Raw genomic sequence first — 23,311 nt, forward strand, 5'->3', positions numbered from 1 at the left:
TGCTCATTTCACCTCACTATTCCCCGATTCCAGATTGTACAATATTAAGATCTAAATTTATATCCACCGCTACATTTTGATACATATTTCGAATTTGTTTTATATTCCATTTTCTCGTATGGCTTCTAATTTCATCTCGTATTCCTAAAGGATCAATTTTCTTTTCTTGAAATTGTTTTATTAAATCTTCACAGTCTTTTTCAACATTTCGTTCAATTTGTTTTTTTATATAGTTGATATTTGTTTTTTTTCTTAGATCAATCCAATTTGGAGAGTTTTTAATTAATCCATTTAATTTTAAATGGATTTTTACTTTTGGTATGTCGCCAGTTTGATCTATATCATACTTATTTTCCCCAGCTAAGTTTTGTATAACAACCATACCTTTATGTTTATCCTTTGTTATCGCTGCTTCGTAACGTCCATTTTTCGTAGGGTTAATAAGTAATTTTGCTAAAACAGAATGTCTTTTATCCGTATACATAACGACTTTATCGCCTTTTAAAAAAGCAAGTCCTTTGACAGCGACGGAATGATTATCGTCCATTTTAAGATAAGGGACATAGGCATCACATACAGAAGAGTAGTAATTATATAAAAAAATGTCTAATGCGGTTTGTGGAATGTTCTCATTTCGGATATTTTGTTCAAGTAAATCAGCAATGTATAAAGATCCATTTTTTTTTCCGTAATTTAAAAGTTCCTCAGCTGATCCATCTACAATTGCTAGTTGTACATCGCGCCCGATATTTGGGTCACGTTGTAAGTTAGTAATAATCTCTCCCATTCCGCGTTCTCCTAGAGCCTTTCCAAATAGGACGACACGCATTTGACCTACAACGACATTGTGAGGTGATTTTGCATTTAATCGTGAAGCGATTGTCTCAAGTGAACGGGCAGATGTTGATTGAGTTTCTGGTTTAGACTTTACACCATGTGTGTACTCTGGGAAGAGAATAGTTCCTTGGAATCTTTTGTTTTTTGTGATGTCAAATCCAGCGACATGAATAATACGCTGCGTATCTACTATATACGTTTGTGTACAGCCAGTTTGTAAAATGAAGAAGATAATGATAATAAGGTGCAATAAAATTTTCTTCATTCATTCTCACCATCACGTTTTTGCTTCGATTTGTTTGGATTGTAGCGCCATTTTGATTTTGGTCTAAGAAAAGAAGGTCTTTGTGCCGTTTGACTAAATGGTAATCGAAGAAAACCTTCTGCTGTACCTAAACCACGAAATGGATATAAAGGTAACAAATAAGGTGATCCAAGCGATTTTAATTTAATTAAATGAGCTAAAATAAATACAAATCCGACAGCGAGGCCTAATCCTCCGAATGCACCGGCTAAAAGAATAAGCGGAAAGCGTAACAACCGGATAGTAGAAGACATCTTTACTGTTGGTGTTGTGAAAGATGCAAGAGCAGATAAAGCAACTGCAATTAATAAAATTGTACTTGTCAAAGCTGCCTCCACGGATGCTTGGCCAATTACAATCCCCCCAACAATTCCGATTGTTTGTCCGACTTTTGTCGGTAAACGCGCTCCAGCTTCACGGAGCAATTCAATTGTAATTTCTAAAAAGAGTGCTTCTAGAATAGGAGGAAAAGGTACGTTAGCTCTCGAGAAAATAATAGGACCTAGTAAATCGGCAGGGATCATTTGATAATGATATGTTAAAGCCGCTGTATAAATAGCGGAGGAAAAAAGAGAAAATATAGCTCCGAAAAAACGAATAATACGAAAGAACGATCCAATCATCCACGGTAAATAATAATCTTCTGGTGAAATGAAAAAATCCAGTAACGTTGTTGGTCCTGATAAAGCATATGGAGAGCCATCTGTTAAGATTAAAACTTCCCCATTAATTAATGCAAATACAGCTCGATCTAATCGTTCTGTAGGTAATAGAACAGGAAAAGGTGAATTGCTATTATCACTAATAAATTGCTCAATCATAGTTGAATCAAATGGGACATCAAAGTCAATGTCTTCTAGCCGTTGAATTGCGGTGTTGACAAATTGTTCATTTGTAATTCCTTCTATATAAGCAACTGCTACTTTCGTTTTTGATATAGATCCGACGGTAACTTCTTTAAAAATGAGTTGCTCCGTTACGATATTTCGGCGTAATAAGTGGATATTTGTATCAAGATTTTCAACGAAACCGATTTTAGGCCCGATTACACTATACTCATTTTCTGTATCGTTATATAATCGTTTTCCTAAAACAGTACTTTCGGCACGAATTAAAGCATATTGATCAGGATTCGAATTGTTTTTTAAGCGTATTAAAATATATCCACCTAATAATTTTTCACGAATATCATCAATAGAAGGGGAGGTAATAATGTCTTCAATAGAGATGATATTACATAAATCAGAGATGTTTTGGATTTGTTCCGATTCTTTTTTTATAGGAGTTAAAATAAATTGTTTAATAATAAGTGCTTCCACGACAGATTTATAATAAAACAAGCACAACGTTTCATCTTTAAGTATGTTATAAGAGACAAAATCGCTTGATTCTTTCATGGTTTTTATAAATTCTGGGATAGAACAAAGTGTTTTTGTATTAGTCTTTTTTGATTTTTTAGATGATAAACCGAACATTTTCTCACCCCTAACATATATCATTTACTTGTGTTAGTTTTTGGGAAATACGGGAATTTATACTTAAAAATTGAAAGTTCATAAAGAAAAGGAAGAGTGGTGAATGGCTCTTCCTTTTTAGCATTTTAATTTGTTTTTTGTTCTTTAATAGACTTCACTAATTTCATCATTTCCGCTCGTATATCTTCTCTTTTTACATTTAATTTTTCGGCAATTTGTTTAATGTCCATTCCATCTTTTTTCATCTTTAATACATCATCAAGAGGAGTATTGCTTTTTTGAGAGATGATTGTTAACACAGTAAGATGACGCAATTTGATGTTATATTCTTTCATTTTTTGCTTTAGCTGATCCGGTGTGGATTTTTGCATAGTTGCTAACTGTTGTAGCAGTGCTTGCTTTGTTTCTTTATTCATATGATGCTTTTTCAGCTTACTTGGATCTATACCGAAATGCTCGGCTGTTTTCTCCCAAGATTTATTTTGCTTATAGTAAGCTAAAACATCTTTTATTTCTTTATTACTAATTCTTGCAATATGAGCAGCTTTCCAAATTTCATGTTTGTTATAGCCGAGTTTTTCTAGCGATTGCATTTCTTCTTCTGAAATTGGGTTATGGTGATGCAGTGTTACTTCTTTTGGCGTGGCAGCGGATATAGGGAAGGTGGATATCCCGCATAATAATGCTGCCATAGTCATACAAACAGCGATTTTTTTGTACATGTAAACTCCTCCTAGATGGATAATGTAGAAAACTGTACACATATCATTTCCATAAAATGTGAAATACTTGTGAACAAGCTAAGTTTTTTTATTCACAGCATGAAATGACGTTTTTAGAAGTTTTCCAACATAAAACATTGATTAATAGTAAAAAACTAAGGTATAATCGAAATTGAAAATCAATATCAATACTAACGATAAACTTATACATATAGATAAAAATAAGGGAGAGATAAATATGACTACATATACTTCCATCGCAAATGTGATTAAAGAAAGACGTTCTGTACGTACATTTACAGATAAAGCAGTAGAAAAAGATTTATTAATTGAACTATTAAACGACGCAACATGGGCACCTAATCATAAGCACCGTGAACCATGGAATTGTAAACTATACATCGGAGAAGGCCGCAAGAAATTAGTAGACGCAGTATTAAACTCTTTCACAGAAGAAGAAAGAGCGAAACGCGGTAAAATTTTATCAGATCGTTTTTTAAGCACACCTGCACAAATCGTTGTATATATGAATGAAGATCCACGTCAAATTCAGCGTGACGAAGATTACGCTGCAACATGTGCATTTATGCAAAACTTCCAACTTCTTGCTTGGGAACGTGGATTAGGTTGTGTTTGGAAATCAGGCGGATTAAACTACAATCCATTATTTATAGAAGGAATCGGTTTAACAAGAGGCCAACGTATCGTTGGAATTCTTCATATCGGCTATTTCGATAAAGCACCAGAAGGAAAAGCTCGTACTCCGATTACGGAGAAGATGGAGATTATTGAAGGTTAATAGATGAGACATTCTCGTTTTTGCGGGGGTGTCTTTTTATTATGCAATCAATCCTCATGAAAGCTTGTTCTTCATCATACACTTTCTTAAGGGAAAGTGTAAGGAGGGAAAATAATGAGAGCAAGTGACGATAAAGCACTGCAATATGCGATTGCGGAAATTACGGAAATTGCGACTGGATTTGGGCTTGATTTTTATCCGATGCGTTATGAAATATGTCCAGCGGAAATTATTTATACATTTGGTGCATATGGGATGCCGACAAGGTTTTCACATTGGAGTTTTGGAAAACAATTTTTCAGAATGAAATTACAATACGATTTAGGACTTAGTAAAATATACGAACTCGTTATTAACTCTGATCCATGTTACGCCTTTTTATTAGATACGAACTCTTTAATTCAAAACAAATTAATTGTAGCGCACGTTTTAGCACACTGTGATTTCTTCAAAAATAATATTCGTTTTTCAAATACGAAGCGAGATATGGTAGAGAGTATGGCGGCAACAGCGGACCGTGTGAAAGCGTATGAGCATAAGTACGGAAAGGCAGAGGTAGAAACATTTTTAGATGCCGTACTTGCCATTCAAGAGCATATTGATCCGTCGCTTATGCGTCCGAAGCTCGCATGGAGTATTGATGATTTAGAAGATGAAGAAGTAGAAAAGAAAAAGGTGTCGCAATACGATGATTTATGGAATTTAGATAATCGCAATAAAAAGCAGGAACGTTCTAATGTGCGTAAAAAGAAGAAAATTCCACCACAACCAGAGAAAGATTTACTGCTCTTTATTGAAGAATATAGCCGTGAGTTAGAAGATTGGCAGCGTGATATATTAACGATGATGCGCGAAGAAATGTTATATTTTTGGCCACAGCTTGAAACGAAAATCATGAACGAAGGCTGGGCATCCTACTGGCATCAACGCATACTTCGTGAAATGGACTTAACCTCTGATGAAGCTATTGAATTTGCGAAATTAAATGCAGGTGTTGTACAGCCATCAAAAACAAGTATTAATCCATACTACCTAGGTATTAAAATCTTTGAAGATATTGAAGAACGGTACAACAATCCAACAGAAGAAATGAAGCGACGAGGCGTAAAACCAGGATCTGGCCGTGACAAAATGTTTGAAGTACGCGAAATTGAATGGGACGTATCGTTCCTAAGAAACTACTTAAATAAAGATCTTGTTATGCGAGAAGATATGTACTTATTCCAGCGCCAAGGAAAAGAATATAAAGTAATAGATAAAGAATGGGAAAATGTGCGTGATCAACTTGTAAATATGCGGACAAATGGTGGGTTCCCGTACTTAGTAGTAGAAGATGGAGACTACTTAAAGAACGGAGAATTATACATTAAACATAGTTACGAAGGAATCGAGCTCGATTTAAAATACTTAGAAAAGGTATTACCATATCTTCATCAGCTATGGGGAAGAACGGTGCATATGGAGTCTATTGTGGAGAGTAAGGGCGTTGTGTTTTCTTATGATGGGAAGATGGTGCATCGGAAGTATGTGTGAGGGGAAGAACGGACATAGGATACTGTGTCCGTTCTTTTTATTTGGAACTAAGTTAAATATGTTATTCTTGAAAAAAGGGAGTTACATAGAGAAATGGAGAGGTTCAAATGGGCAAAGTAGGGGTAGGTAAGGTGGATATTACGCCGCCTATAGGTATTGATTTTGTCGGATACCATAGAGAGACAGGAATAAATAATATTGAAGAACGTATTTATGGAACGGTTTTTGTATTTGAAAAAGATGAAATGAAAACTGTGTTTATAAGCATTGATAATATTGGAATGTTAATAGAAGATACGAATATGATTCGTGAGCGAGTAGCAAGAGAACTTCATGTTCCATTTGAGCAAATAACAGTTGTTTATACACATACCCACTCTGGTCCAGAAACGGTCGGTGATAATCCGCTCGTACAGTCGTATAAAACGATTTTAGTAAATAATGTAGTACACGGTGCTGTTACTGCGAATAAAAACTTGAAGCGATGCGAAGTAGGCTGGGGTGTTACGACAGGTGATATTGGGGTCAACCGAAGAGAGCGAACATCTGATGGAAGAGCAAAGATGGGCACAAATATAGGTGGTGTTGTAGATAAACGAATTGGCATGTTAGCAATAAGAGATGCTGAAACGAAGGAGTTCTCTGGGATTGTAGTATTTTGTACGGCGCATCCGAATGTTTTAAAAGGTGATAGTGATGTATTATCAGCAGACTATCCGGGGATGACAAGAGAGATTCTTGAGAAGACCGTAAATTGTCCTGTTATGATTGTTCAAGGTGCTGCTGGTAATGTGAATGCGAAGTATCGAGGTTCAAGGAAAGCATTAAAACAAATGGCTCACATACTTAGTGGACATATATTAACGATGCTTCCAACAGTTATTTATAGCCCGATTGTAAATGTAAGAACAGTTTCGAGTACGATGCAAATGAAGTTGAAGGATATTCCTGAAATTGATGAGATACGAAGCATGGCCCAGTTAGCTGAAGAGCAGTGGGGTGTGAATACGGATGAATGGCTTACTATCGTTTTAGAGAAATATAAGCAAGGTATTCGGCAATTAAGTATCAATTTAGAAGTGCAACTGTTTCAAGTTAATGATGGTATGTTTTCAGGTGTACCGATGGAACCTTTTTCGGAAACGGCATTAGAAGTGAAAGAGAATCTTCAAAATGAATTAGCTTTCTTTGGTGGATATACGAATGGATATATTGGTTACTTACCAACGAAGGAAGAATTCTCATATGGTGGGTATGAAGTGGAATTAAACCCTGTTGTGTATGGACCGGTTACGAATTTATTGATGCCATCGGAGGAGAATACAGCGGAGTTGGTTGTGAAGAGAGTTATGGAATTATATACCGCGTAAAAAATATATTCAGTAGAATAAAATGTAAAGAAATTCATGATTTTTAATACAGCTATAGAAAAACGAATCCATTTTGAAGAAGATGAATTAAAATGGATTCGTTTTTGTTTACCAGACAGGTCGTATATTTGATGATAATTTCTCTGTATTTTCTTTAGTAACGAATGTTGTTAAATCTTCTTTTAGCATTTGCATTCGTTCTGTACCTATGTTTTCAATCCAGCGCTGCTCTATTTCAGCTACTATTTCTTCTTTTGCTTTCATTACTGACAAACCACGTTCGGTTAAAACGATGATTTTACCTCTTTTATCAGTAGGATGTGTTTTGCGTGTAACGTAGCCATTACTCTCAAGAGAATCCACCATTTTACTTACAGCTTGTTTGGAAATCCCCAAATACTCAGCTAGCTCTATACCAGTTGCCCCATTAGGAAGGATGCGTTTGAACATAAAACCATGTGCTGGCCTAATATCCTCAAATCCTAATTCACTTAATTTGTCATGTAGCTCAGTAATTAATGTGCTAAATGATAATGATAAAAGCGATGTAAGATCTAACTCGTTAAATGTTTGATCCATATATATAACCTCCGCACTTGTAGTCAATTAAGTTGACTATATGTAATACCTATTGTACTATACATAATATAGTCAATCAAATTGACTATATTATGTCGGTAGAACAAATAATGATTTATATAATATAGAATCAATGGAGGTTTCACATGGTTAATATCGTGAAAATTAGAGGGAGTGTATTTGCACCGTATGCATCGCTGGAACCTATTAAGAACCCTACAACAGGAAGAGTGTTTGAATATGCTGGAGATGCACGTGAGTTTACACCACAAGCTGTGAACACAAAGCGTTCAAGGTTAGAACAAGAAGTGAATATTGATTTTTATAAAAGAGAAATTTTCACATATGCAGATGCTTGTATCGTCACCGTGAAGATTACAAATTCAGATGGCTCAATTGAGTATCAAAAGGGAGAAACAAGTACAGAAAACATTGTATGTACAAATATTGTATGGAGTGAAGATGAAGTTTCATTTGAAATGAGAGCAAGTGCAAGTAATCCTTTAAACGCAGCAGCACCTGCAGCTGATTATTTTTTGACTATACGAGCTAATGAAAGTGGTACTGTGAATATTGAAGGTGTACATGATGGTTTCCCTTGCTATGAATTTTATAAACAAGTAGATTTTGGTTCGTTTGAATTGATATACACACATGATTTCAGAAAAACGGATGATACCCCAGCAGCACTAGCTGGAGAGATGGAATATAGCTTTAAAACGACAGTCTAAACATAAATATAGCGTTATTTTTTAGAAAGAAATAGAAAAGTAAAAGAGAAATCTAGTGGTTTTAGGATTGAAATTATGGTCTGTTTTATTTAATAAGCATTCAGCATCTAAAATAAAATTATAGAGGTGTTTCTTATGACTAATATCGTGAAAATTAGAGCCAGTGTATTTATTCCAATGTCTTGGACTGAGGCTAAGAAGAATATGGAAACAGGAAAAGTAATTCAATTCGAAGGTGATTCACGTGAATTCACACCGTATGCGGTAAATGCGATGCGCTCTAGAGTTGAGCAAGAGGTAGTAGTTGATTTCTATAAAGAAGAAGTGTTTTCATATGCGAACACGGGTATTACGACCGAGAAGATTACAAGTCCAGATGGTTCTGTGAGTAAAAGAACAGGGAAAGCAAGTACAGAAAATATTGTGTGCACTGATATCACATGGAATTCTGAAGGTGTGCAATTCAAAATGAGTGCGAGTGCAAGTAATCCATTAAATGTATATGCACCTCCTGTGGATTATGTATTAAATGTATGTGTGAAACAGGATGGTAGTATTGATATTCAAGGGGAGCATGATGGATTCCCTTGTTTTGAATTTTATAAGCAAGTAGATTTCGGTTCATTTGAAAAAATATATACACATGATTTTAGAGAAACTGGTGATACAGCGGCAGCCCTAGGCGGGAATATGGAGTATAGTTTTACAAAGAGATTATAGGAAGTATGACGATAGAACGATGGATTGCTTCATTCGTAAAGAACTTGGAAATATCTAAGTTCTTTTTTTGTTTCAAATTTGTGAAAGAAAGACATATTGATTGAAAATAAATTTTTTATACTCTATCATATACCCATACAGGTATATGTTTTTCTGTGTGATGCATGAGAAAATTAAATAATATGGAGGTTCGAAATATGTCTAGAAAAATTGTTGTAGTGGGCGGAGTTGCTGGCGGGGCATCAGTAGCTGCAAGGCTTCGTCGTTTAAGTGAGGAAGATGAAATTATTATGGTTGAACGCGGTGAATACATTTCGTTCGCAAACTGTGGATTGCCATATTATATTGGCGGTGTCATTACAGAAAGACAAAAGTTATTAGTACAAACTGTTGAAAGGATGTCAAAACGTTTTAATTTAGATATACGTGTATTGAGTGAAGTTGTAAAGATTAATAAAGAAGAGAAAACAATTACGATAAAGAATGTAACTACAGATGAAACATATAACGAGGAATATGATGTTTTGATTCTTTCACCAGGGGCGAAACCAATTGTTCCACCTATTCCGGGCATTGAAGAAGCGAAGGCGTTGTTTACGTTACGAAATGTACCTGATACAGATCGTATAAAAGCGTATATTGATGAGAAGAAACCACGTCATGCGACGGTTATTGGTGGAGGATTTATTGGAGTGGAAATGGTTGAGAATTTAAGAGAACGCGGGATTGAGGTTACTCTTGTAGAGATGGCAAATCAAGTGATGCCACCAATTGATTACGAAATGGCGGCATATGTACATGAGCATATGAAGGTGCACAATGTTGAGCTTGTTTTTGAAGATGGTGTAGATGCGTTAGAAGAGAATGGGACTGTTGTACGTTTAAAAAGTGGCTCAGTTATAAAAACAGATATGATTATTTTAGCAATTGGTGTACAACCAGAGAGTAGTTTAGCGAAAGATGCAGGATTATCATTAGGAGTTAGAGGAACGATAAAGGTAAATGAGAAATTTCAAACATCTGACCCATATGTATATGCAATTGGTGATGCGATTGAAGTGAAAGATTTTGTTACAGAAACAGAAACGATGATTCCTTTAGCGTGGCCCGCTAATCGTCAAGGTCGTATGTTAGCAGATATTATTCATGGCCATACAGATTCTTTATATAAAGGTACGATGGGAACTTCTGTGGCTAAAGTTTTTGATTTAACAGTTGCTTCGACTGGAGTAAATGAGAAAATATTAAAACGATTAAATATACCCTATGAGGTAGTACATGTACAGGCAAATTCTCATGCAGGATACTATCCGAATGCTACGCCAGTGCTAATAAAATTAATTTTTAATAAAGATAGCGGAAAGATTTACGGAGCACAGGCTTTAGGGCGTGACGGGGTAGATAAGCGTATAGATGTTATCGCGACGGCAATGAAGGCAAACTTAGCTGTAATCGATTTACCAGATTTAGAATTATCATATGCCCCGCCGTATTCTTCTGCAAAAGATCCAGTAAACATGGTGGGGTATGCCGCAAGTAATATAGTAGATGGTTTTGTGGAAACGGTACAATGGCATGAAATAGATCGTATTGTTGACAATGGTGGATATCTTATAGATGTTCGGGAGCCCAATGAACTAAAACAAGGAATGATTAAAGGCTCTATTAATATTCCGTTAGATGAATTACGTGATCGATTGGATGAAGTGCCAATGGACAAAGAAATATATATCACTTGTCAACTTGGTATGAGAGGGTATGTTGCAGCGCGCATGTTAATGGAAAAAGGATATAAGGTAAAGAATGTAGATGGTGGTTTTAAATTGTATGGGACAGTACTGCCAGAACGTGTTGTATATTGATATTTTTCATTTTCTACTTCAAGATTTAGTGGAAGATAAAAACTTATAGATTAAGGTTTTATTTTTTGTTTTGCGAACATATAAGGTGAAAATTTAAAATAGGGGTTTACAAAATACCCTATAGGGTATAATATATTGTCATAGGTTATAAATAGTGACATAATGGTAATGAGGTGATTATAGGATGGAATATAATCAAGATATGAAAAATAGATTGAAACGTATTGAAGGTCAAGTTCGTGGTGTGCTTCGTATGATGGAAGAAGGAAAGGATTGCCGAGAAGTTATTACACAGTTAACGGCATCTCGTTCTGCCCTTGATCGTACAATTGGGCTCGTTGTTGGAACGAATTTAGAGCAATGTTTGCGTGAACAGTTTGAAAGTGGTAATGGTTCAAATGAAGAGTTAATTAAAGAAGCTGTTCAATTACTTGTAAAAAGCCGATAATCTGTCAAACATAATTGTTGACAGATTTTCAAAAACACTTTAATATACCCCTGCGGGTATATGTATATGAATTGTGGAGGAATCGATTATGAGTATAAAAGTGGATATGAGTTTAGATTGTAAAGGGTTGGCTTGTCCGATGCCGATTGTGAAAACGAAGAAGGCGATAGAAGGATTAGCACCAGGGCAAGTGATTGAAGTTAAGGCGACAGATAAAGGATCTACGGTAGATATAAAAAGTTGGGCGGGTAAAGTAGGACATCAATATATAGGGACGAAACACGAGGGTGATGTATTGGTGCATTATGTTAGGAAAGCAAACGAGCATGAAGTGAATGAAGTTGTGAAATATCCACATACAATTACGAATGCAGAATTACAGTCTATATTGTCTCATGGAGAAGAGAGCATTGTATTAGATGTTCGCGAAGCAGCGGAATTTGCTTTTGGTCATATTCCATCCGCCATTTCGGTACCATTAGGTGAATTAGACAGCGCAGTATTAGATAAGACGGAGCAAATTTATGTTATTTGCCGAACTGGTAATCGCAGTGATATAGCTTGCCAAATGTTGAAAGAAAAAGGTTATTCAAATGTGAAAAATGTCATTCCAGGTATGTTAGAGTGGCAAGGGAATATAGAGAAATAAATTTTTTTGAATAAAAATATACCTATGGGGGTAATAGAATGAGTGTTAAACCGTTACAAGCAAAAGATGTGGCAGAGAAAGTGTTATTCGGAGAGTTATTCATTTTAGATGTTCGTAATGAGGCGGATTATGAAGATTGGAAAATTGAAGGGAAACAAGTTTCTTCTATTAATAGACCTTACTTTGACTTGTTAGATGGTGTAGATCATATTGTAAGTGAATTACCTAAAGATAAAGATGTTTTAGTAGTATGTGCAAAAGAAGGGTCTTCTATATTTGTGGCAGAGCAATTAACAGAGGCTGGATTAGAAAATATTTATTATTTAGCTGGTGGCATGAAGGCTTGGAGTGAATATGTAAAGCCTATAAAAGTTGGAGATTTAAAAAATGGTGGAAGTATGTATCAGTTTAACCGCCTTGGAAAAGGCTGTTTATCTTATATGGTCGTTTCAAATGGTGAAGCAGCAGTTATTGATGCAGTAAGAACAGCCGAGGCATATGAAGAATTTGCGAAAGAGCATGGCGTTACGATTACGAATGTAATGGATACACATTTACATGCAGACCATATTTCCGGAGGACGTAAGTTAGCGGAAAAGGTAGGTGGTACGTATTGGTTACCACCAAAAGATGCAGAGGAAGTTGTTTTTTCATACGAACCGCTTGTTGAAGGATCTGTTATTACGGTGGGGGGGACTAAAATTGTAATTGACGCATTATACTCACCAGGACATACGATTGGAAGTACGTCATTCATTGTAGATGATTCTTATTTATTATCAGGCGATATTTTATTTGTAGATTCAATTGGGCGTCCTGATCTTGCTGGTAAGGCTGAAGATTGGGTGAGTGATTTACGTAATACTTTGTATAGCCGATATAAAGAGCTATCTCAAAATTTAGTTGTGTTACCGGCTCATTATTCAAAAATAAGTGAAATGAACGAAAGTGGTATTGTTAGCGCAAAATTAAAAGATTTGTTTGCGAATAATGCGGGGTTAAATATTGAGGATGAGGTAGAGTTCCGTAAAACTGTAACAGAAAACTTACCACCTCAGCCAAATGCATATGAAGAAATTCGTCAAACCAATATGGGTAAAATTCACCCAAGTGTGGATAAAGAGCGTGAAATGGAGATTGGTCCAAATCGTTGTGCAGTGCACGAATAATGAAATAAAAAATGGAGGAATTGATGATGAATATAAAACAAGTGTTAGATGCGAAAGGTTTAGCATGTCCAATGCCGATTGTAAGAACAAAGAGAGCAATGGATGCTCTACAAACTGGAGAAGTGTTAGAAATACATGTAACGGATAAAGGGTCAGTTAAGGATATTCCAGCGTGGGCAAATAAATGTGGCCATGACATCGTAAAGCTTGAAGAAGAAGGCGATGTGCTGAAGTTTTGGATTAGGAAGGCGTAGTGAAGCAATAGTTTTGTAAATATAGAGAGGTTGGTTATATGAACACAATATTAAGTATGCTTTTTATTGTACTTGCTGCAGGGTTTGTTATTTCACGATTTTTACCAGTGAAAGGTGTGCAAAATATAAATGGCAAAGAATTGAAAAGTATAGTGGGGAAAAAGGGGAAGTATTTTATTGATGTCCGTACAGTAGGTGAGTATAGAGGGAATCATATGAAAGGCTTTCAAAATATCCCCCTAAATGATCTAGCAAGTAAGGCGAATCAATTAGATAAGAATAAGGAAGTAATCGTTATTTGCCAAAGTGGAATGAGAAGTAAGCAAGCAGCAAAGGTATTGAAAAAACTAGGGTTCCAGCAAGTAATAAACGTTTCAGGTGGTATGAATGGTTTGTGAGGAGGAAATGTAAAATGAAAGAAATGACTACAAAAGAATTAGAAGAAAAATTGTTGCGTAAAGAAGCGGTAAATATTGTGGATGTACGTGAAGTAGAAGAAGTAGCTGAAGGGAAAATTCCAGAAGCATGTAATATTCCACTAGGACTATTAGAGTTTCGTATGCATGAATTAAATAAAAATCAGGAATATATTATCGTTTGTCGTTCAGGCGGGAGAAGTGCAAGAGCTGTTCAATTTTTAGAAAGTTACGGTTTTCAAGTAATCAATGTGGTAGGTGGTATGTTAGCTTGGGAAGGAAAAGTAGAATAGGGAGAAACAATTTTTTATAAATAAAAAAATACCCCTATAGGTAATTGGAGGGAGAACAATATGGAACAACAGAAGAAAACAACAATCGTTTTATTTAGCGGAGATTACGATAAAGCAATGGCTGCTTATATTATTGCAAATGGTGCAGCGGCGTATGATCAAGAGGTAACTATTTTTCATACTTTCTGGGGATTAAATGCTTTAAGGAAAGATGAATATGTGAATGTAAAGAAAACATTTATAGAAAAAGTATTTGGAAGAATGATGCCACGCGGTGCTGATAAGATGGGGTTATCCAAAATGAATTTTGCTGGTATGGGACCAAAGATGATTAAAGGCATTATGAAAAAGCATAATGCAATGCCTTTGCCAGATTTAATTGATTTGGCAAAAGAACAGGGGATTAAACTTGTAGCTTGTCAAATGACAGTAGATTTATTAGGGTTAAAAGAGGAAGAGATTATGGAAGGCGTAGAGTTTGCAGGTGTAGGGGCATATTTAGCAGATGCTTCGGATGGGAATGTAAACTTATTCATTTAATCACCTTCTTTTTAGAAGGAGGGGGATGTAAGGTGAGTGGAGTATTATTACTTTTTATAATTGGGTTTGTAGGATCGTTTATATCAGGAATGGTTGGAATTGGCGGTGCAATTATTAATTATCCGATGATCTTATATATTCCAGTATTGTTAGGATTTACTGGCTATACGTCACATGAAGTGAGCGGTATTACAGCAGTACAAGTATTCTTTGCAACTTTTGCAGGTGCCTGGGCATATCGGAAAAGTACTGATATGAATAAAATGTTAGTTGTGTATATGGGAGCTAGTATATTAATAGGAAGTTTTATAGGAAGTTTTAGTGCAAATCTATTAGATGAACACGCTGTAAATGTTGTTTATACAGTATTGGCGACCATTGCAGCTATGATGATGTTTGTACCGAAGAAAAATAATAGTGGAGCAGTTAAGTATAATAAATGGTTAGCAAGTGTGTTAGCGTTTATTGTAGGAGGTGTTTCGGGCATTATTGGAGCTGGCGGTGCGTTTCTTTTAGTTCCTATTATGCTAGTTATTTTAAAATTACCATTGCGCATGACGATAGCGACATCTATTGCTATTACGTTTATTTCCTCAGTAGGGATTACGACTGGAAAAGTGATTACTGGACAAGTAGTTATCATTCCAGCTCTAATTATTGCGGTTGCAAGTATATTTGCTGCGCCACTTGGAGCGCGAGTCGGGAAGAGGATAAATCAAAAAGTACTACAATATATGTTATCGATTTTAATTGTCGGCACTGCTGTTAAGATGTGGATTGATATGATATCGAAATAAAAGGATGGGCTGCTTGCAGCCCATCCTTTTATTTATGCCCAAATAACTTTCATTAAGTTTTTATATTCGTCATTCGCTAATTTATATAGCATTCTCGTATGTTCAAAGACAAGTGCTGGATTAAAGTTTGGTTCTGAGAATGCAAGAGATGTTGAAATATCAATTGCATTTTGCTTATTTAATGTGAATTTTGCAAAGCGATAAGATGTATTTAATTCATTGATGACATGTAAAATATCATTTGTTGATGTTGCATCAGGTACGTGAGCAACATTGAAGCAGTATATATCCACCGTAGGATGTTCGTTTTGGAAAGCAGCGATAAGTTGAATTTTTGCGCCAGCTTCAGTCTCTAATCCTACTGAAAAATGAACAGAGCCATCATTTTCATCTATATTTTCTTCCATGTATATATCGTTGGATTTTAAGTAGTCTTTAAAATCTGAGATGTTATGTTTTACTGCAGCTTTCATATGTATGAGCCCCCTGATAATTGGAATAGATTGCTACTATTTATTATAATTTAAAAATATTAAAAAAGATAGTTAGAAAGTTCTGATTTTTAATTCTGAAGAAATAAAAAGAAGCCGTACTCTACCTCCATAGAGTACGGCTTCTTTACTATTCATTGTCGTTAGACGATGTTTCTGTATCTTCACTGCTATTTTTGTTCTTATTTTTCACTTCATTGTTACTTGATTCGCGTTCACTTGAATTTTCAGACTTAGATTCTTTTGTCTTTTTCGAATCAGAGTCTGAGTCAAACTTTGTATATGCAGGTAGTCCAAGATGAGTACGAAGTTCATTTGTAACATTAGCTAATTCTTTTTTATCTGGATTGTAGTAGTAAGTTCGACCACCACCAGCAGATTTGCTACAAGTATCGTCACCTTTTGCCATATAGCAATCATCACCTTGGATTTGTAATTTCTCAATTTCCGAATCCGATCCATATTTATAGAATGAAAGCATATCATCAAATGTTAAGTTTGTAACGAATTGGCCGTTAATATCATCAATGATGTTGCCAACTTTTGTTACAGAACCAACACTTGTTAGTTTCTTTAAAATAGCCTCGATAACGAGTTGTTGACGTTGTCCACGCATTGCATCACTATCGATGTGTCTTGTTCTAGCAAGAGCAAGAGCTTCTTCGCCATTTAGCTTTTGAACACCTTTTTCTAGGTGAATAGCCTCAGCATTATCATTGCTATCTTGCTCAGTAAATTCAACTGGTACATCAACTTCAACACCGCCCAAGTCATCGACGATTTTTATAAATGATTTAAAGTTGAATTTTACAAAATAATCGACAGGAACATTCATTAATTTTTCAACTGCATCAATGCTTGCTTGTGGTCCACCATTTTTTCCGTTTTTAGCAGAACCGAATGCATGAGCGTGTGTAATTTTATCTTTTTTCTTTTCTATTGGAATATAAGTATATGTGTCACGTGGGATACTTAATAGTTTAACAGTTTTGCTATCTTTATTAAATGTTGCAAGTAAAAGCGCGTCTGTTCTTATAGCTTCACCATATTCTTTTCCACGGACATCGCTTTCATCAACACCCATTATTAAAACAGAGACATTGTTTGTAATAGGTTTTACAGCCTTATCACGTAAATCAGATTTATCACCGCGTGCTAAATCGTGTGCGGCATTTCGAACAGCAGAAGATGCTTTATTTACTAAAAACCAAGTATAACCGCCGCCTATTAATAAAACGAATAGTATAGCGCTTATAATAATTTTTATTTTTTTCTTATTTTTTTTCGGTTTATTGCGTGTATTTTCTTGCAAAGATGGGTTTTGCTCCATTTCCTGTACTCCTTCATTTGGATTGAAATACGACACTCATATCCACTTATTATAATGAAATTTAGCGAAAAAAAACATTACAAAACATTTACATTTCGTAAAAATTCAATATATTTATAAAAAGTCAGATTTTCTATATTATATTTTTGAGATGTAGAATAAGTATAAGTTGTTTTAGTAGAAATGAAAATATATATTGTGAGAAAGTGATAGAGAAGTAAGATTTGTTGAAATATAGCCAAGAAGAAACGAGTAGGTTTACTAAGTTTTTCTATATAATAAAGAAGAACTTTACGGATAAAGGAGAGAGCATAATGAATCATACATCATTCCGAGCAATCGTTGTGAACGAAAAGGAAAATCATCAGTTTGTAAGAAAAGTTGTTGAGAGAGAAGTAAGTAGTTTACCTGAAGGAGACGTGTTAATACAGGTTCATTATTCTTCATTAAATTATAAAGATGCTCTTTCAGCTACTGGTAATAAGGGTGTTACGAGAACATATCCTCATACGCCAGGAATTGATGCTGCAGGAGTGGTTGTGAGTAGTGAAGATGCTACCATTAAAGCAGGAGATCAAGTTATTGTAACGGGATATGACTTAGGTATGAATACCTCTGGTGGTTTCGGAGAATATATTCGCGTGCCATCATCTTGGGTCGTGCCTTTACCGGAAGGAATGTCATTAAAGGAAAGTATGATGTATGGGACAGCAGGTTTTACTGCGGCTTTGTCGGTATATAAGCTTATTGGAGCAGGAATCAAGCCTAGTATGGGAGATGTTTTAGTAACGGGTGCTACAGGCGGCGTAGGGAGTGTAGCTGTTAGTATATTAAGTAAGTTAGGGTTTAACGTAGTAGGAGCGACAGGAAAAATGGAAGAGGAAGATATGCTACTACGTCTAGGAGTGAAAAAAGTGATTCATCGCGCGGAATTGAATGATGAATCAGGAAGACCGATGTTAAAAGGGATATACGCGGGAGTTATCGATACTGTAGGTGGACATATGCTAGAAACAGCTTTAAAAACAGTAAAGTATGGTGGTTGTGTAACGACATGCGGTAATGTGGCAGGCCAGGAACTACAAACAACGGTATATCCGTTTATTTTACGAGGCATAAGCCTTTTAGGGATAGATTCCGTGCAATGCCCAGTAGATGTGAGAAGAGATGTTTGGACGCTTTTAGCGAAAGAATGGGGAAATAAAGAGTTACTATCTTATACAGAAGAATGTACATTAGAAGAATTAGAGAAGAAGTTTGCACTTATATTGCAAGGAAAGTTAAAAGGAAGAACAGTTGTTAAAATATAATGAAAAAAGAGACGCTTAAGTTAGCGTCTCTTTCTTATTATAATGATTGTTTTAGATTGATTTTTCCTTGTTCACCTAAAACACCGTCAGCGATATTTACAGCGTGATCGCCAATGCGCTCTAAGTTACTTACCATATCGACGAAGATGATACTTGCATCACCTGAACAGCTGCGTTCGTTTAGACGTAATACGTGACGTTTACGAAGAACACGTTCCATTTGGTCGATTTTGCGTTCTTTGGCAATAACAGTTTGAGCTAGTTCAGTATCGAAGTTTGTTAAAGCTTCAACTGAGTCTTGTAGTGTTGAAATTGTTAACTCAAGCATTTCGTTTAATTCAGCTAATGCTTCATCTGATAGTGAAACACGGTTTGAAATTTGGAAATCTACAAGTTCTACAAGGTTTTCTACATGATCACCGACACGTTCAATATCTCCAACAACACCTGCTAAAACAGAATGTTTTTCAGAATCCGTAGGTGAAAGTGGCTTTTCTGATAGTAAAACTAAATACTCGGTAATTTTTTTATCTAAATTGTTAATAGCTCCTTCTAATTGAGTAGCCATGTTTGCGTGTTTTTTGTCTTGTGTATTTAAAAATTGATTTGCTTCTTTTAATCCATGTAATGAGAACTCAGCCATACGGATAATCTCTTTTTGAGCTTCAGTTAAAGCGATGGCTGGAGATTGTTCAATAAAGATTGGATTTAAATGTTGTGGTTTGAAGTCAATCGCTGCATCTTCACCACGAATAATTTTTGTTACGATCCATGCTAACACTGCAATGAACGGGAATTGAATGATTGTATTTGTTACGTTAAATGTTCCGTGTGCAAATGCAATAGTCATTTCTGGATTCAAGTTTAATGATGTTTGGAAATATTGAATTAAACTTGTAAATGGTATTAATAAAATTGTAAAGATAATTGTACCGATAATATTAAAGATAACGTGAACTAATGCTGCACGTCTTGCTGCAATTGAAGTACCGATTGCTGCTAATACAGCTGTAATTGTTGTACCGATGTTATCACCGAATAATACAGGAAGAGCTGCTTGTAAATCGATTGCACCTTGCCCGAATAGTTCTTGTAAAATACCGATAGTTGCACTTGAGCTTTGTACAATTAAAGTAAAGACTGTACCGACAACAATTCCTAAAATTGGATTATCACTCATGCTAACTGTTAATTCTTGGAATGATTCTAAAGAACGAAGAGGTTTCATACCTGCACTCATTAACTCTAAACCGAAGAATAACATACCAAAACCGAATACAACTTGACCTACAGAATGTACTTTTTTATTTTTAAAGAAGAATAGTAAGATTGCTCCAATTGCCATAACTGGGAGAGCATATTCTCCGATTTTAATTCCGATAATAAATGCAGTAACTGTCGTACCGATGTTTGCACCCATAATAACACCGATTGCTTGTCTTAATGTCATAAATCCGGCACTTACAAGTCCGACTGTTAAAGCGGTTGTTCCTGAACTGGATTGGATTAATACAGTAACTAACATACCTGCTAGTACACCCATAAGTGGGTTTGTTGTAAAACGATCTAGAATATCGCGAAGACGATCTCCAGCTGCTTGTTGCAGTCCATCGCCCATGTATTTAATCCCGAATAAGAAAATACCTAATCCACCAATGAACTGGAAGATCATATCTTGAACATTATATTCCACGCATTCCACTCCTTAAATTTCATGTACGATGTAATTATTAACTGAACCTTGAGTCACTGTAAACGGTTTGCTAGTAAAATTTACACTAAATTTACAAAGGGAATAAAAGTTTACAATCCCTTAAAGAAACAACTGCATTTCATTGGTTTTTACCTTGTATAAATCTTAATCTTGTAAAGAAATCACACTTTTTAGAATAATATTGTTCAGTCGAATATCGAGGAAAGTATCTGCGAGTTCATCGTATATTTTTTGATGAAAGTTAAGAAAATATGTAGGGAAATGCATGTAGTTTATAACAGTAACTTGAGGGGAAACAATTCTTTTAACACGATAAAAAAAGCCACTGAATTATCCAGCAGCTTTTTCCGTGTTTTTATCGCCATGCTTTTGTTTTCTTATGCTTGTAATGTAAATGAAGAGAAAAGCAATAAGTAATAGAGAGGAATAACGATATACAGTTGCATAGTTTGTAAAATGAGCAATAAATCCAAATATAATCGCTCCAGCGCCGATTCCAAGGTCAAATGCGGAGAAGAATGTAGCCGTTGCTACGCCGCGTCGATGCGGTGCTACGCGGTCAATCATCCATGCTTGTAGTGCAGGTTGAATCGCTCCAAAACCACTTCCGTAACATGCTGCAGCAATAATTAAGCTCGGAATTGTCGTCGTATACGACAATAAAATAATACCTGTAAATGTTATAATAACTCCCGGAATGATGACGAATGTATGGCCTTTCGCATCATATAGCTTTCCAGAGAATGGACGAGTCACAGCGATTGCTAGTGCGTTACATAAAAAGAAGAGACTAATATCAGCTATGCCGACTTCTGTAGCAAATAGTGTGATAAAACTTCCGATTCCTCCGTACATTAATGTAATACATAATATTAATAATGAAGGAAGTAAAGCTTTACGCTCAATAAATCCATCGAGAAAAGTACTAGATGATTGTTGTGGAGGCTGTTTCGTTTTTTGGATTTGAAGTAGTTTCGTTAATATTAATGAAACAATTGTGCACGATAATGCACATAAAAAAAGAATTGTGAAGTTATATGTTTGCATAAGCCATAGTCCGATAAGTGGACCGAGGGCCATTGCAATTGTTCCAGAAAGGCCAAAATATCCCATGCCTTCTCCGCGGCGAGCTGAGGGAATTAAATCAGAAACGACAGTTCCATATGTAGTCGTTGTAATACCGAAACCAGCTCCGTGCAAAATACGAACAGCAAGCAAGAGAAAAATAGTTGAGGCGAAAAGGTAACTGCCCATAGCGAGTAAACAGATAGCAGTACCGATCATTAAAATGATTTTTTTATTGAATTTTTGCAAGGCGTTCCCAGTTAGCGGTCTAACAAAAAGTGCCGCAACGGTAAACATGCCGACAACAAATCCGATATTTGAACTTGTGCCACCAATTTCTTTCACATAAACAGGTAAGGTTGGAATTAACATTTGAAACCCTAAAAACATACATAAGTTTGCAAAAATTAAAGCAACAAACTCTTTTGTCCATAACGGTTCTCGTTTTACGAGTATTGCTTCTCCCATATATTCATCCCCTATATAAAATTTTCTCTTTTCTTTCGAGTATATGTATTGGCCAATGCAACAGTCAAGGAAGGTGTCTTGAAAACGGATAACAATTTTTAAGATGAAAAACTGACAAATTTGTGTAAAAGCTACACAACTATGAAAAAAAGATGTAAAGTATAGATGTATAGACTTGTAGGTGTTAAGAATGATAGAAATTGTTTTTTCTTTAAAGAAAGCGGATTCAAAAGAGTAGTGAACAAGAAGGGGATATATACTTTTTCACTACATATATTTGAAAAGGTTTACAATATGATGAAGGAAGAGGCGTGTACATATGAGACGATTAGGTATTTCTATTTATCCAGAACATTCAACAGTAGAGAAAGATAAGGAGTATTTAACATTAGCAAGTAAATATGGGTTTACACGTGTGTTCACATGTTTATTATCTGTGGATGGAGAAAAAGAGAAAATTATTGAAGAATTTAAAGAAACGATCTCACATGCGAATGCATTAGGGTTCCAAGTATTAGTGGATATTAGTCCATCTGTTTTTGAACAATTAGGTATTTCGTATAATAATTTATCATTCTTCCATGAATTGGGTGCGTACGGTATTCGTTTAGATGTTGGTTTTTCAGGATTAGAAGAATCAATTATGACTTATAATCCGTATGGTTTGAAAATTGAGATTAATATGAGCAATGGTACGAAGTATGTAGATAACATTATGAGTCATAGACCAAATCGTGAAAATTTAATTGGTTGTCATAATTTTTATCCGCATCGTTATTCAGGGTTATCATACGATCATTTCATTAAATGCTCGAAACAATTTAAAGATTACGGTATGAGAACGGCTGCTTTTATTTCATCATTTGATGCAACATACGGACCTTGGCCAGTAACAGAAGGGTTATGTACATTAGAGCAGCATCGTGAATTACCGATGACAACACAGGCGAAACATTTATTCGCGACGGAATTAATTGATGATGTTATTATTGCAAACGCATATGCGTCAGAAGAAGAATTACAAGCACTAGGTGCATTAAATAAAGAGAAACAAACATTTGATATAGAAATATATGATACAACGACAGAACTAGAAAGAATTATCGTATTAAACGAACCACATTTTTATCGCGGAGATGTATCTGAATATATGATTCGTTCTACACAAAGTCGTGTGAAATATAAAAAAGAAGAGTTTAAACCTCATAATACGCGTGAAATTAAGCGTGGGGATTTATTAATTGATAATGAACAATATGGTCAGTATAAAGGCGAATTACAAATTGCATTAAAAGATATGGTGAATACAGGAAAAACAAATGTAGTTGGTCGAATTGTAGAAGAAGAGATTTTCTTACTAGACTATTTACAAGCATGGGATAAATTCGGATTTACATTAAAGAAATAGAGAGAATATAAAGGGGAAAAACTACTG

At 35.4% G+C, this 23,311-nt stretch carries 24 protein-coding genes; 16 read left to right on the forward strand and 8 right to left on the reverse strand.

What is annotated here, in order from left to right:
- Positions 1-16: 16 nt before the first annotated feature.
- The 3 genes from ACTFRU_RS07060 to ACTFRU_RS07070 all read right to left on the reverse strand — a co-directional run bounded on the left by ACTFRU_RS07060 (position 17) and on the right by ACTFRU_RS07070 (position 3,338).
- The gene (locus tag ACTFRU_RS07060; protein ID WP_000722252.1) at positions 17-1,102 is read right to left on the reverse strand and encodes a Ger(x)C family spore germination protein; all 1,086 of its coding nucleotides are present in this window, start codon (positions 1,100-1,102) and stop codon (positions 17-19) included.
- A complete protein-coding gene (locus ACTFRU_RS07065) occupies positions 1,099-2,616 on the reverse strand; it encodes a spore germination protein (protein WP_434713522.1) in 1,518 nt (505 codons plus the stop codon). Before ACTFRU_RS07065 ends, ACTFRU_RS07060 begins: the two co-directional genes overlap by 4 nt.
- Before the next feature lie 125 nt (positions 2,617-2,741).
- Positions 2,742-3,338, reverse strand: coding sequence for a hypothetical protein (locus ACTFRU_RS07070; RefSeq protein ID WP_000276964.1), 597 nt, complete (start codon positions 3,336-3,338; stop codon positions 2,742-2,744).
- 238 nt (positions 3,339-3,576) lie between these two features.
- On the opposite strand from ACTFRU_RS07070, the gene ACTFRU_RS07075 reads away from it, so the two are divergent.
- From ACTFRU_RS07075 to ACTFRU_RS07085, 3 genes are all read left to right on the forward strand, one after another.
- Entirely contained in the window at positions 3,577-4,137 is a 561-nt protein-coding gene (locus ACTFRU_RS07075; protein WP_000214821.1) for a nitroreductase family protein, read from the forward strand.
- Between the two features lie 114 nt (positions 4,138-4,251).
- The gene (spoVR, locus tag ACTFRU_RS07080; RefSeq protein ID WP_001202693.1) at positions 4,252-5,670 is read left to right on the forward strand and encodes a stage V sporulation protein SpoVR; all 1,419 of its coding nucleotides are present in this window, start codon (positions 4,252-4,254) and stop codon (positions 5,668-5,670) included.
- A 107-nt stretch (positions 5,671-5,777) separates the two neighbouring features.
- A complete protein-coding gene (locus tag ACTFRU_RS07085) occupies positions 5,778-7,040 on the forward strand; it encodes a neutral/alkaline non-lysosomal ceramidase N-terminal domain-containing protein (protein WP_069604138.1) in 1,263 nt (420 codons plus the stop codon).
- A 108-nt stretch (positions 7,041-7,148) separates the two neighbouring features.
- Here the strand turns inward: ACTFRU_RS07085 and ACTFRU_RS07090 are convergent, their stop codons facing one another.
- The gene (locus ACTFRU_RS07090; RefSeq protein WP_065224725.1) at positions 7,149-7,619 is read right to left on the reverse strand and encodes a MarR family winged helix-turn-helix transcriptional regulator; all 471 of its coding nucleotides are present in this window, start codon (positions 7,617-7,619) and stop codon (positions 7,149-7,151) included.
- A 146-nt stretch (positions 7,620-7,765) separates the two neighbouring features.
- Between ACTFRU_RS07090 and ACTFRU_RS07095 the strand changes: the two genes are divergently transcribed.
- From ACTFRU_RS07095 to ACTFRU_RS07145, 11 genes are all read left to right on the forward strand, one after another.
- Positions 7,766-8,350 (forward strand): DUF3238 domain-containing protein, encoded by a 585-nt coding sequence (locus ACTFRU_RS07095; protein WP_102956470.1) that lies wholly within the window; start codon positions 7,766-7,768, stop codon positions 8,348-8,350.
- A 135-nt stretch (positions 8,351-8,485) separates the two neighbouring features.
- Positions 8,486-9,070: a DUF3238 domain-containing protein gene (locus tag ACTFRU_RS07100; RefSeq protein ID WP_000182103.1), complete on the forward strand. Its 585-nt coding sequence runs from the start codon at positions 8,486-8,488 to the stop codon at positions 9,068-9,070.
- A gap of 197 nt (positions 9,071-9,267) precedes the next feature.
- Complete coding sequence (gene cdr, locus ACTFRU_RS07105) at positions 9,268-10,932, forward strand: CoA-disulfide reductase (RefSeq protein WP_434713526.1); 1,665 nt, start codon at positions 9,268-9,270, stop codon at positions 10,930-10,932.
- A 184-nt stretch (positions 10,933-11,116) separates the two neighbouring features.
- A complete protein-coding gene (locus ACTFRU_RS07110) occupies positions 11,117-11,380 on the forward strand; it encodes a metal-sensitive transcriptional regulator (protein ID WP_000456206.1) in 264 nt (87 codons plus the stop codon).
- 88 nt (positions 11,381-11,468) lie between these two features.
- Positions 11,469-12,029 (forward strand): sulfurtransferase TusA family protein, encoded by a 561-nt coding sequence (locus tag ACTFRU_RS07115; protein ID WP_440037552.1) that lies wholly within the window; start codon positions 11,469-11,471, stop codon positions 12,027-12,029.
- Between the two features lie 38 nt (positions 12,030-12,067).
- A complete protein-coding gene (locus tag ACTFRU_RS07120; protein WP_149149333.1) occupies positions 12,068-13,198 on the forward strand; it encodes an MBL fold metallo-hydrolase in 1,131 nt (376 codons plus the stop codon).
- A gap of 23 nt (positions 13,199-13,221) precedes the next feature.
- Positions 13,222-13,452 (forward strand): sulfurtransferase TusA family protein, encoded by a 231-nt coding sequence (locus tag ACTFRU_RS07125; protein WP_002093886.1) that lies wholly within the window; start codon positions 13,222-13,224, stop codon positions 13,450-13,452.
- A gap of 38 nt (positions 13,453-13,490) precedes the next feature.
- Positions 13,491-13,850, forward strand: a complete 360-nt coding sequence (locus ACTFRU_RS07130) for a rhodanese-like domain-containing protein (RefSeq protein WP_079245093.1) — start codon at positions 13,491-13,493, stop codon at positions 13,848-13,850.
- A 14-nt stretch (positions 13,851-13,864) separates the two neighbouring features.
- On the forward strand, positions 13,865-14,161 hold the full coding sequence (locus tag ACTFRU_RS07135; RefSeq protein WP_000661810.1) for a rhodanese-like domain-containing protein: 297 nt from the start codon (positions 13,865-13,867) through the stop codon (positions 14,159-14,161).
- A gap of 60 nt (positions 14,162-14,221) precedes the next feature.
- Positions 14,222-14,701 (forward strand): DsrE/DsrF/DrsH-like family protein, encoded by a 480-nt coding sequence (locus ACTFRU_RS07140; protein ID WP_000437746.1) that lies wholly within the window; start codon positions 14,222-14,224, stop codon positions 14,699-14,701.
- Between the two features lie 32 nt (positions 14,702-14,733).
- Positions 14,734-15,498 (forward strand): sulfite exporter TauE/SafE family protein, encoded by a 765-nt coding sequence (locus ACTFRU_RS07145; RefSeq protein WP_086395480.1) that lies wholly within the window; start codon positions 14,734-14,736, stop codon positions 15,496-15,498.
- Between the two features lie 32 nt (positions 15,499-15,530).
- Here the strand turns inward: ACTFRU_RS07145 and ACTFRU_RS07150 are convergent, their stop codons facing one another.
- Complete coding sequence (locus ACTFRU_RS07150; protein ID WP_000642362.1) at positions 15,531-15,971, reverse strand: hypothetical protein; 441 nt, start codon at positions 15,969-15,971, stop codon at positions 15,531-15,533.
- A 148-nt stretch (positions 15,972-16,119) separates the two neighbouring features.
- The gene (locus ACTFRU_RS07155; RefSeq protein WP_000437390.1) at positions 16,120-17,319 is read right to left on the reverse strand and encodes an LCP family protein; all 1,200 of its coding nucleotides are present in this window, start codon (positions 17,317-17,319) and stop codon (positions 16,120-16,122) included.
- 314 nt (positions 17,320-17,633) lie between these two features.
- Here ACTFRU_RS07155 and ACTFRU_RS07160 point away from each other — a divergent pair, with 314 nt between their 5' ends.
- On the forward strand, positions 17,634-18,629 hold the full coding sequence (locus tag ACTFRU_RS07160; protein WP_001016961.1) for a YhdH/YhfP family quinone oxidoreductase: 996 nt from the start codon (positions 17,634-17,636) through the stop codon (positions 18,627-18,629).
- A 37-nt stretch (positions 18,630-18,666) separates the two neighbouring features.
- On the opposite strand, the gene ACTFRU_RS07165 is transcribed toward ACTFRU_RS07160, so the two are convergent.
- Both ACTFRU_RS07165 and ACTFRU_RS07170 read right to left on the reverse strand, forming a co-directional pair.
- Positions 18,667-20,322, reverse strand: coding sequence for a Na/Pi cotransporter family protein (locus tag ACTFRU_RS07165; protein ID WP_000456269.1), 1,656 nt, complete (start codon positions 20,320-20,322; stop codon positions 18,667-18,669).
- 351 nt (positions 20,323-20,673) lie between these two features.
- The gene (locus tag ACTFRU_RS07170; protein ID WP_000503239.1) at positions 20,674-21,876 is read right to left on the reverse strand and encodes an MFS transporter; all 1,203 of its coding nucleotides are present in this window, start codon (positions 21,874-21,876) and stop codon (positions 20,674-20,676) included.
- Between the two features lie 319 nt (positions 21,877-22,195).
- Between ACTFRU_RS07170 and ACTFRU_RS07175 the strand changes: the two genes are divergently transcribed.
- Positions 22,196-23,284 (forward strand): DUF871 domain-containing protein, encoded by a 1,089-nt coding sequence (locus tag ACTFRU_RS07175; protein ID WP_440037553.1) that lies wholly within the window; start codon positions 22,196-22,198, stop codon positions 23,282-23,284.
- Positions 23,285-23,311: the final 27 nt, after the last annotated feature.

This window comes from Bacillus cereus group sp. MYBK220-1, assembly GCF_051916445.1.
GTDB classification, from domain to species: domain Bacteria; phylum Bacillota; class Bacilli; order Bacillales; family Bacillaceae_G; genus Bacillus_A; species Bacillus_A cereus.

What these genes read in the sequence shown, in the direction of transcription:
- ACTFRU_RS07060 (WP_000722252.1), bottom strand. Translation starts at nt 1,102, where the DNA reads ATGAAGAAAATTTTATTGCACCTTATTATCATTATCTTCTTCATTTTA.
- ACTFRU_RS07065 (WP_434713522.1), bottom strand. Translation starts at nt 2,616, where the DNA reads ATGTTCGGTTTATCATCTAAAAAATCAAAAAAGACTAATACAAAAACA.
- ACTFRU_RS07070 (WP_000276964.1), bottom strand. Translation starts at nt 3,338, where the DNA reads ATGTACAAAAAAATCGCTGTTTGTATGACTATGGCAGCATTATTATGC.
- ACTFRU_RS07075 (WP_000214821.1), top strand. Translation starts at nt 3,577, where the DNA reads ATGACTACATATACTTCCATCGCAAATGTGATTAAAGAAAGACGTTCT.
- spoVR (WP_001202693.1), top strand. Translation starts at nt 4,252, where the DNA reads ATGAGAGCAAGTGACGATAAAGCACTGCAATATGCGATTGCGGAAATT.
- ACTFRU_RS07085 (WP_069604138.1), top strand. Translation starts at nt 5,778, where the DNA reads ATGGGCAAAGTAGGGGTAGGTAAGGTGGATATTACGCCGCCTATAGGT.
- ACTFRU_RS07090 (WP_065224725.1), bottom strand. Translation starts at nt 7,619, where the DNA reads ATGGATCAAACATTTAACGAGTTAGATCTTACATCGCTTTTATCATTA.
- ACTFRU_RS07095 (WP_102956470.1), top strand. Translation starts at nt 7,766, where the DNA reads ATGGTTAATATCGTGAAAATTAGAGGGAGTGTATTTGCACCGTATGCA.
- ACTFRU_RS07100 (WP_000182103.1), top strand. Translation starts at nt 8,486, where the DNA reads ATGACTAATATCGTGAAAATTAGAGCCAGTGTATTTATTCCAATGTCT.
- cdr (WP_434713526.1), top strand. Translation starts at nt 9,268, where the DNA reads ATGTCTAGAAAAATTGTTGTAGTGGGCGGAGTTGCTGGCGGGGCATCA.
- ACTFRU_RS07110 (WP_000456206.1), top strand. Translation starts at nt 11,117, where the DNA reads ATGGAATATAATCAAGATATGAAAAATAGATTGAAACGTATTGAAGGT.
- ACTFRU_RS07115 (WP_440037552.1), top strand. Translation starts at nt 11,469, where the DNA reads ATGAGTATAAAAGTGGATATGAGTTTAGATTGTAAAGGGTTGGCTTGT.
- ACTFRU_RS07120 (WP_149149333.1), top strand. Translation starts at nt 12,068, where the DNA reads ATGAGTGTTAAACCGTTACAAGCAAAAGATGTGGCAGAGAAAGTGTTA.
- ACTFRU_RS07125 (WP_002093886.1), top strand. Translation starts at nt 13,222, where the DNA reads ATGATGAATATAAAACAAGTGTTAGATGCGAAAGGTTTAGCATGTCCA.
- ACTFRU_RS07130 (WP_079245093.1), top strand. Translation starts at nt 13,491, where the DNA reads ATGAACACAATATTAAGTATGCTTTTTATTGTACTTGCTGCAGGGTTT.
- ACTFRU_RS07135 (WP_000661810.1), top strand. Translation starts at nt 13,865, where the DNA reads ATGAAAGAAATGACTACAAAAGAATTAGAAGAAAAATTGTTGCGTAAA.
- ACTFRU_RS07140 (WP_000437746.1), top strand. Translation starts at nt 14,222, where the DNA reads ATGGAACAACAGAAGAAAACAACAATCGTTTTATTTAGCGGAGATTAC.
- ACTFRU_RS07150 (WP_000642362.1), bottom strand. Translation starts at nt 15,971, where the DNA reads ATGAAAGCTGCAGTAAAACATAACATCTCAGATTTTAAAGACTACTTA.
- ACTFRU_RS07155 (WP_000437390.1), bottom strand. Translation starts at nt 17,319, where the DNA reads ATGGAGCAAAACCCATCTTTGCAAGAAAATACACGCAATAAACCGAAA.
- ACTFRU_RS07160 (WP_001016961.1), top strand. Translation starts at nt 17,634, where the DNA reads ATGAATCATACATCATTCCGAGCAATCGTTGTGAACGAAAAGGAAAAT.
- ACTFRU_RS07170 (WP_000503239.1), bottom strand. Translation starts at nt 21,876, where the DNA reads ATGGGAGAAGCAATACTCGTAAAACGAGAACCGTTATGGACAAAAGAG.
- ACTFRU_RS07175 (WP_440037553.1), top strand. Translation starts at nt 22,196, where the DNA reads ATGAGACGATTAGGTATTTCTATTTATCCAGAACATTCAACAGTAGAG.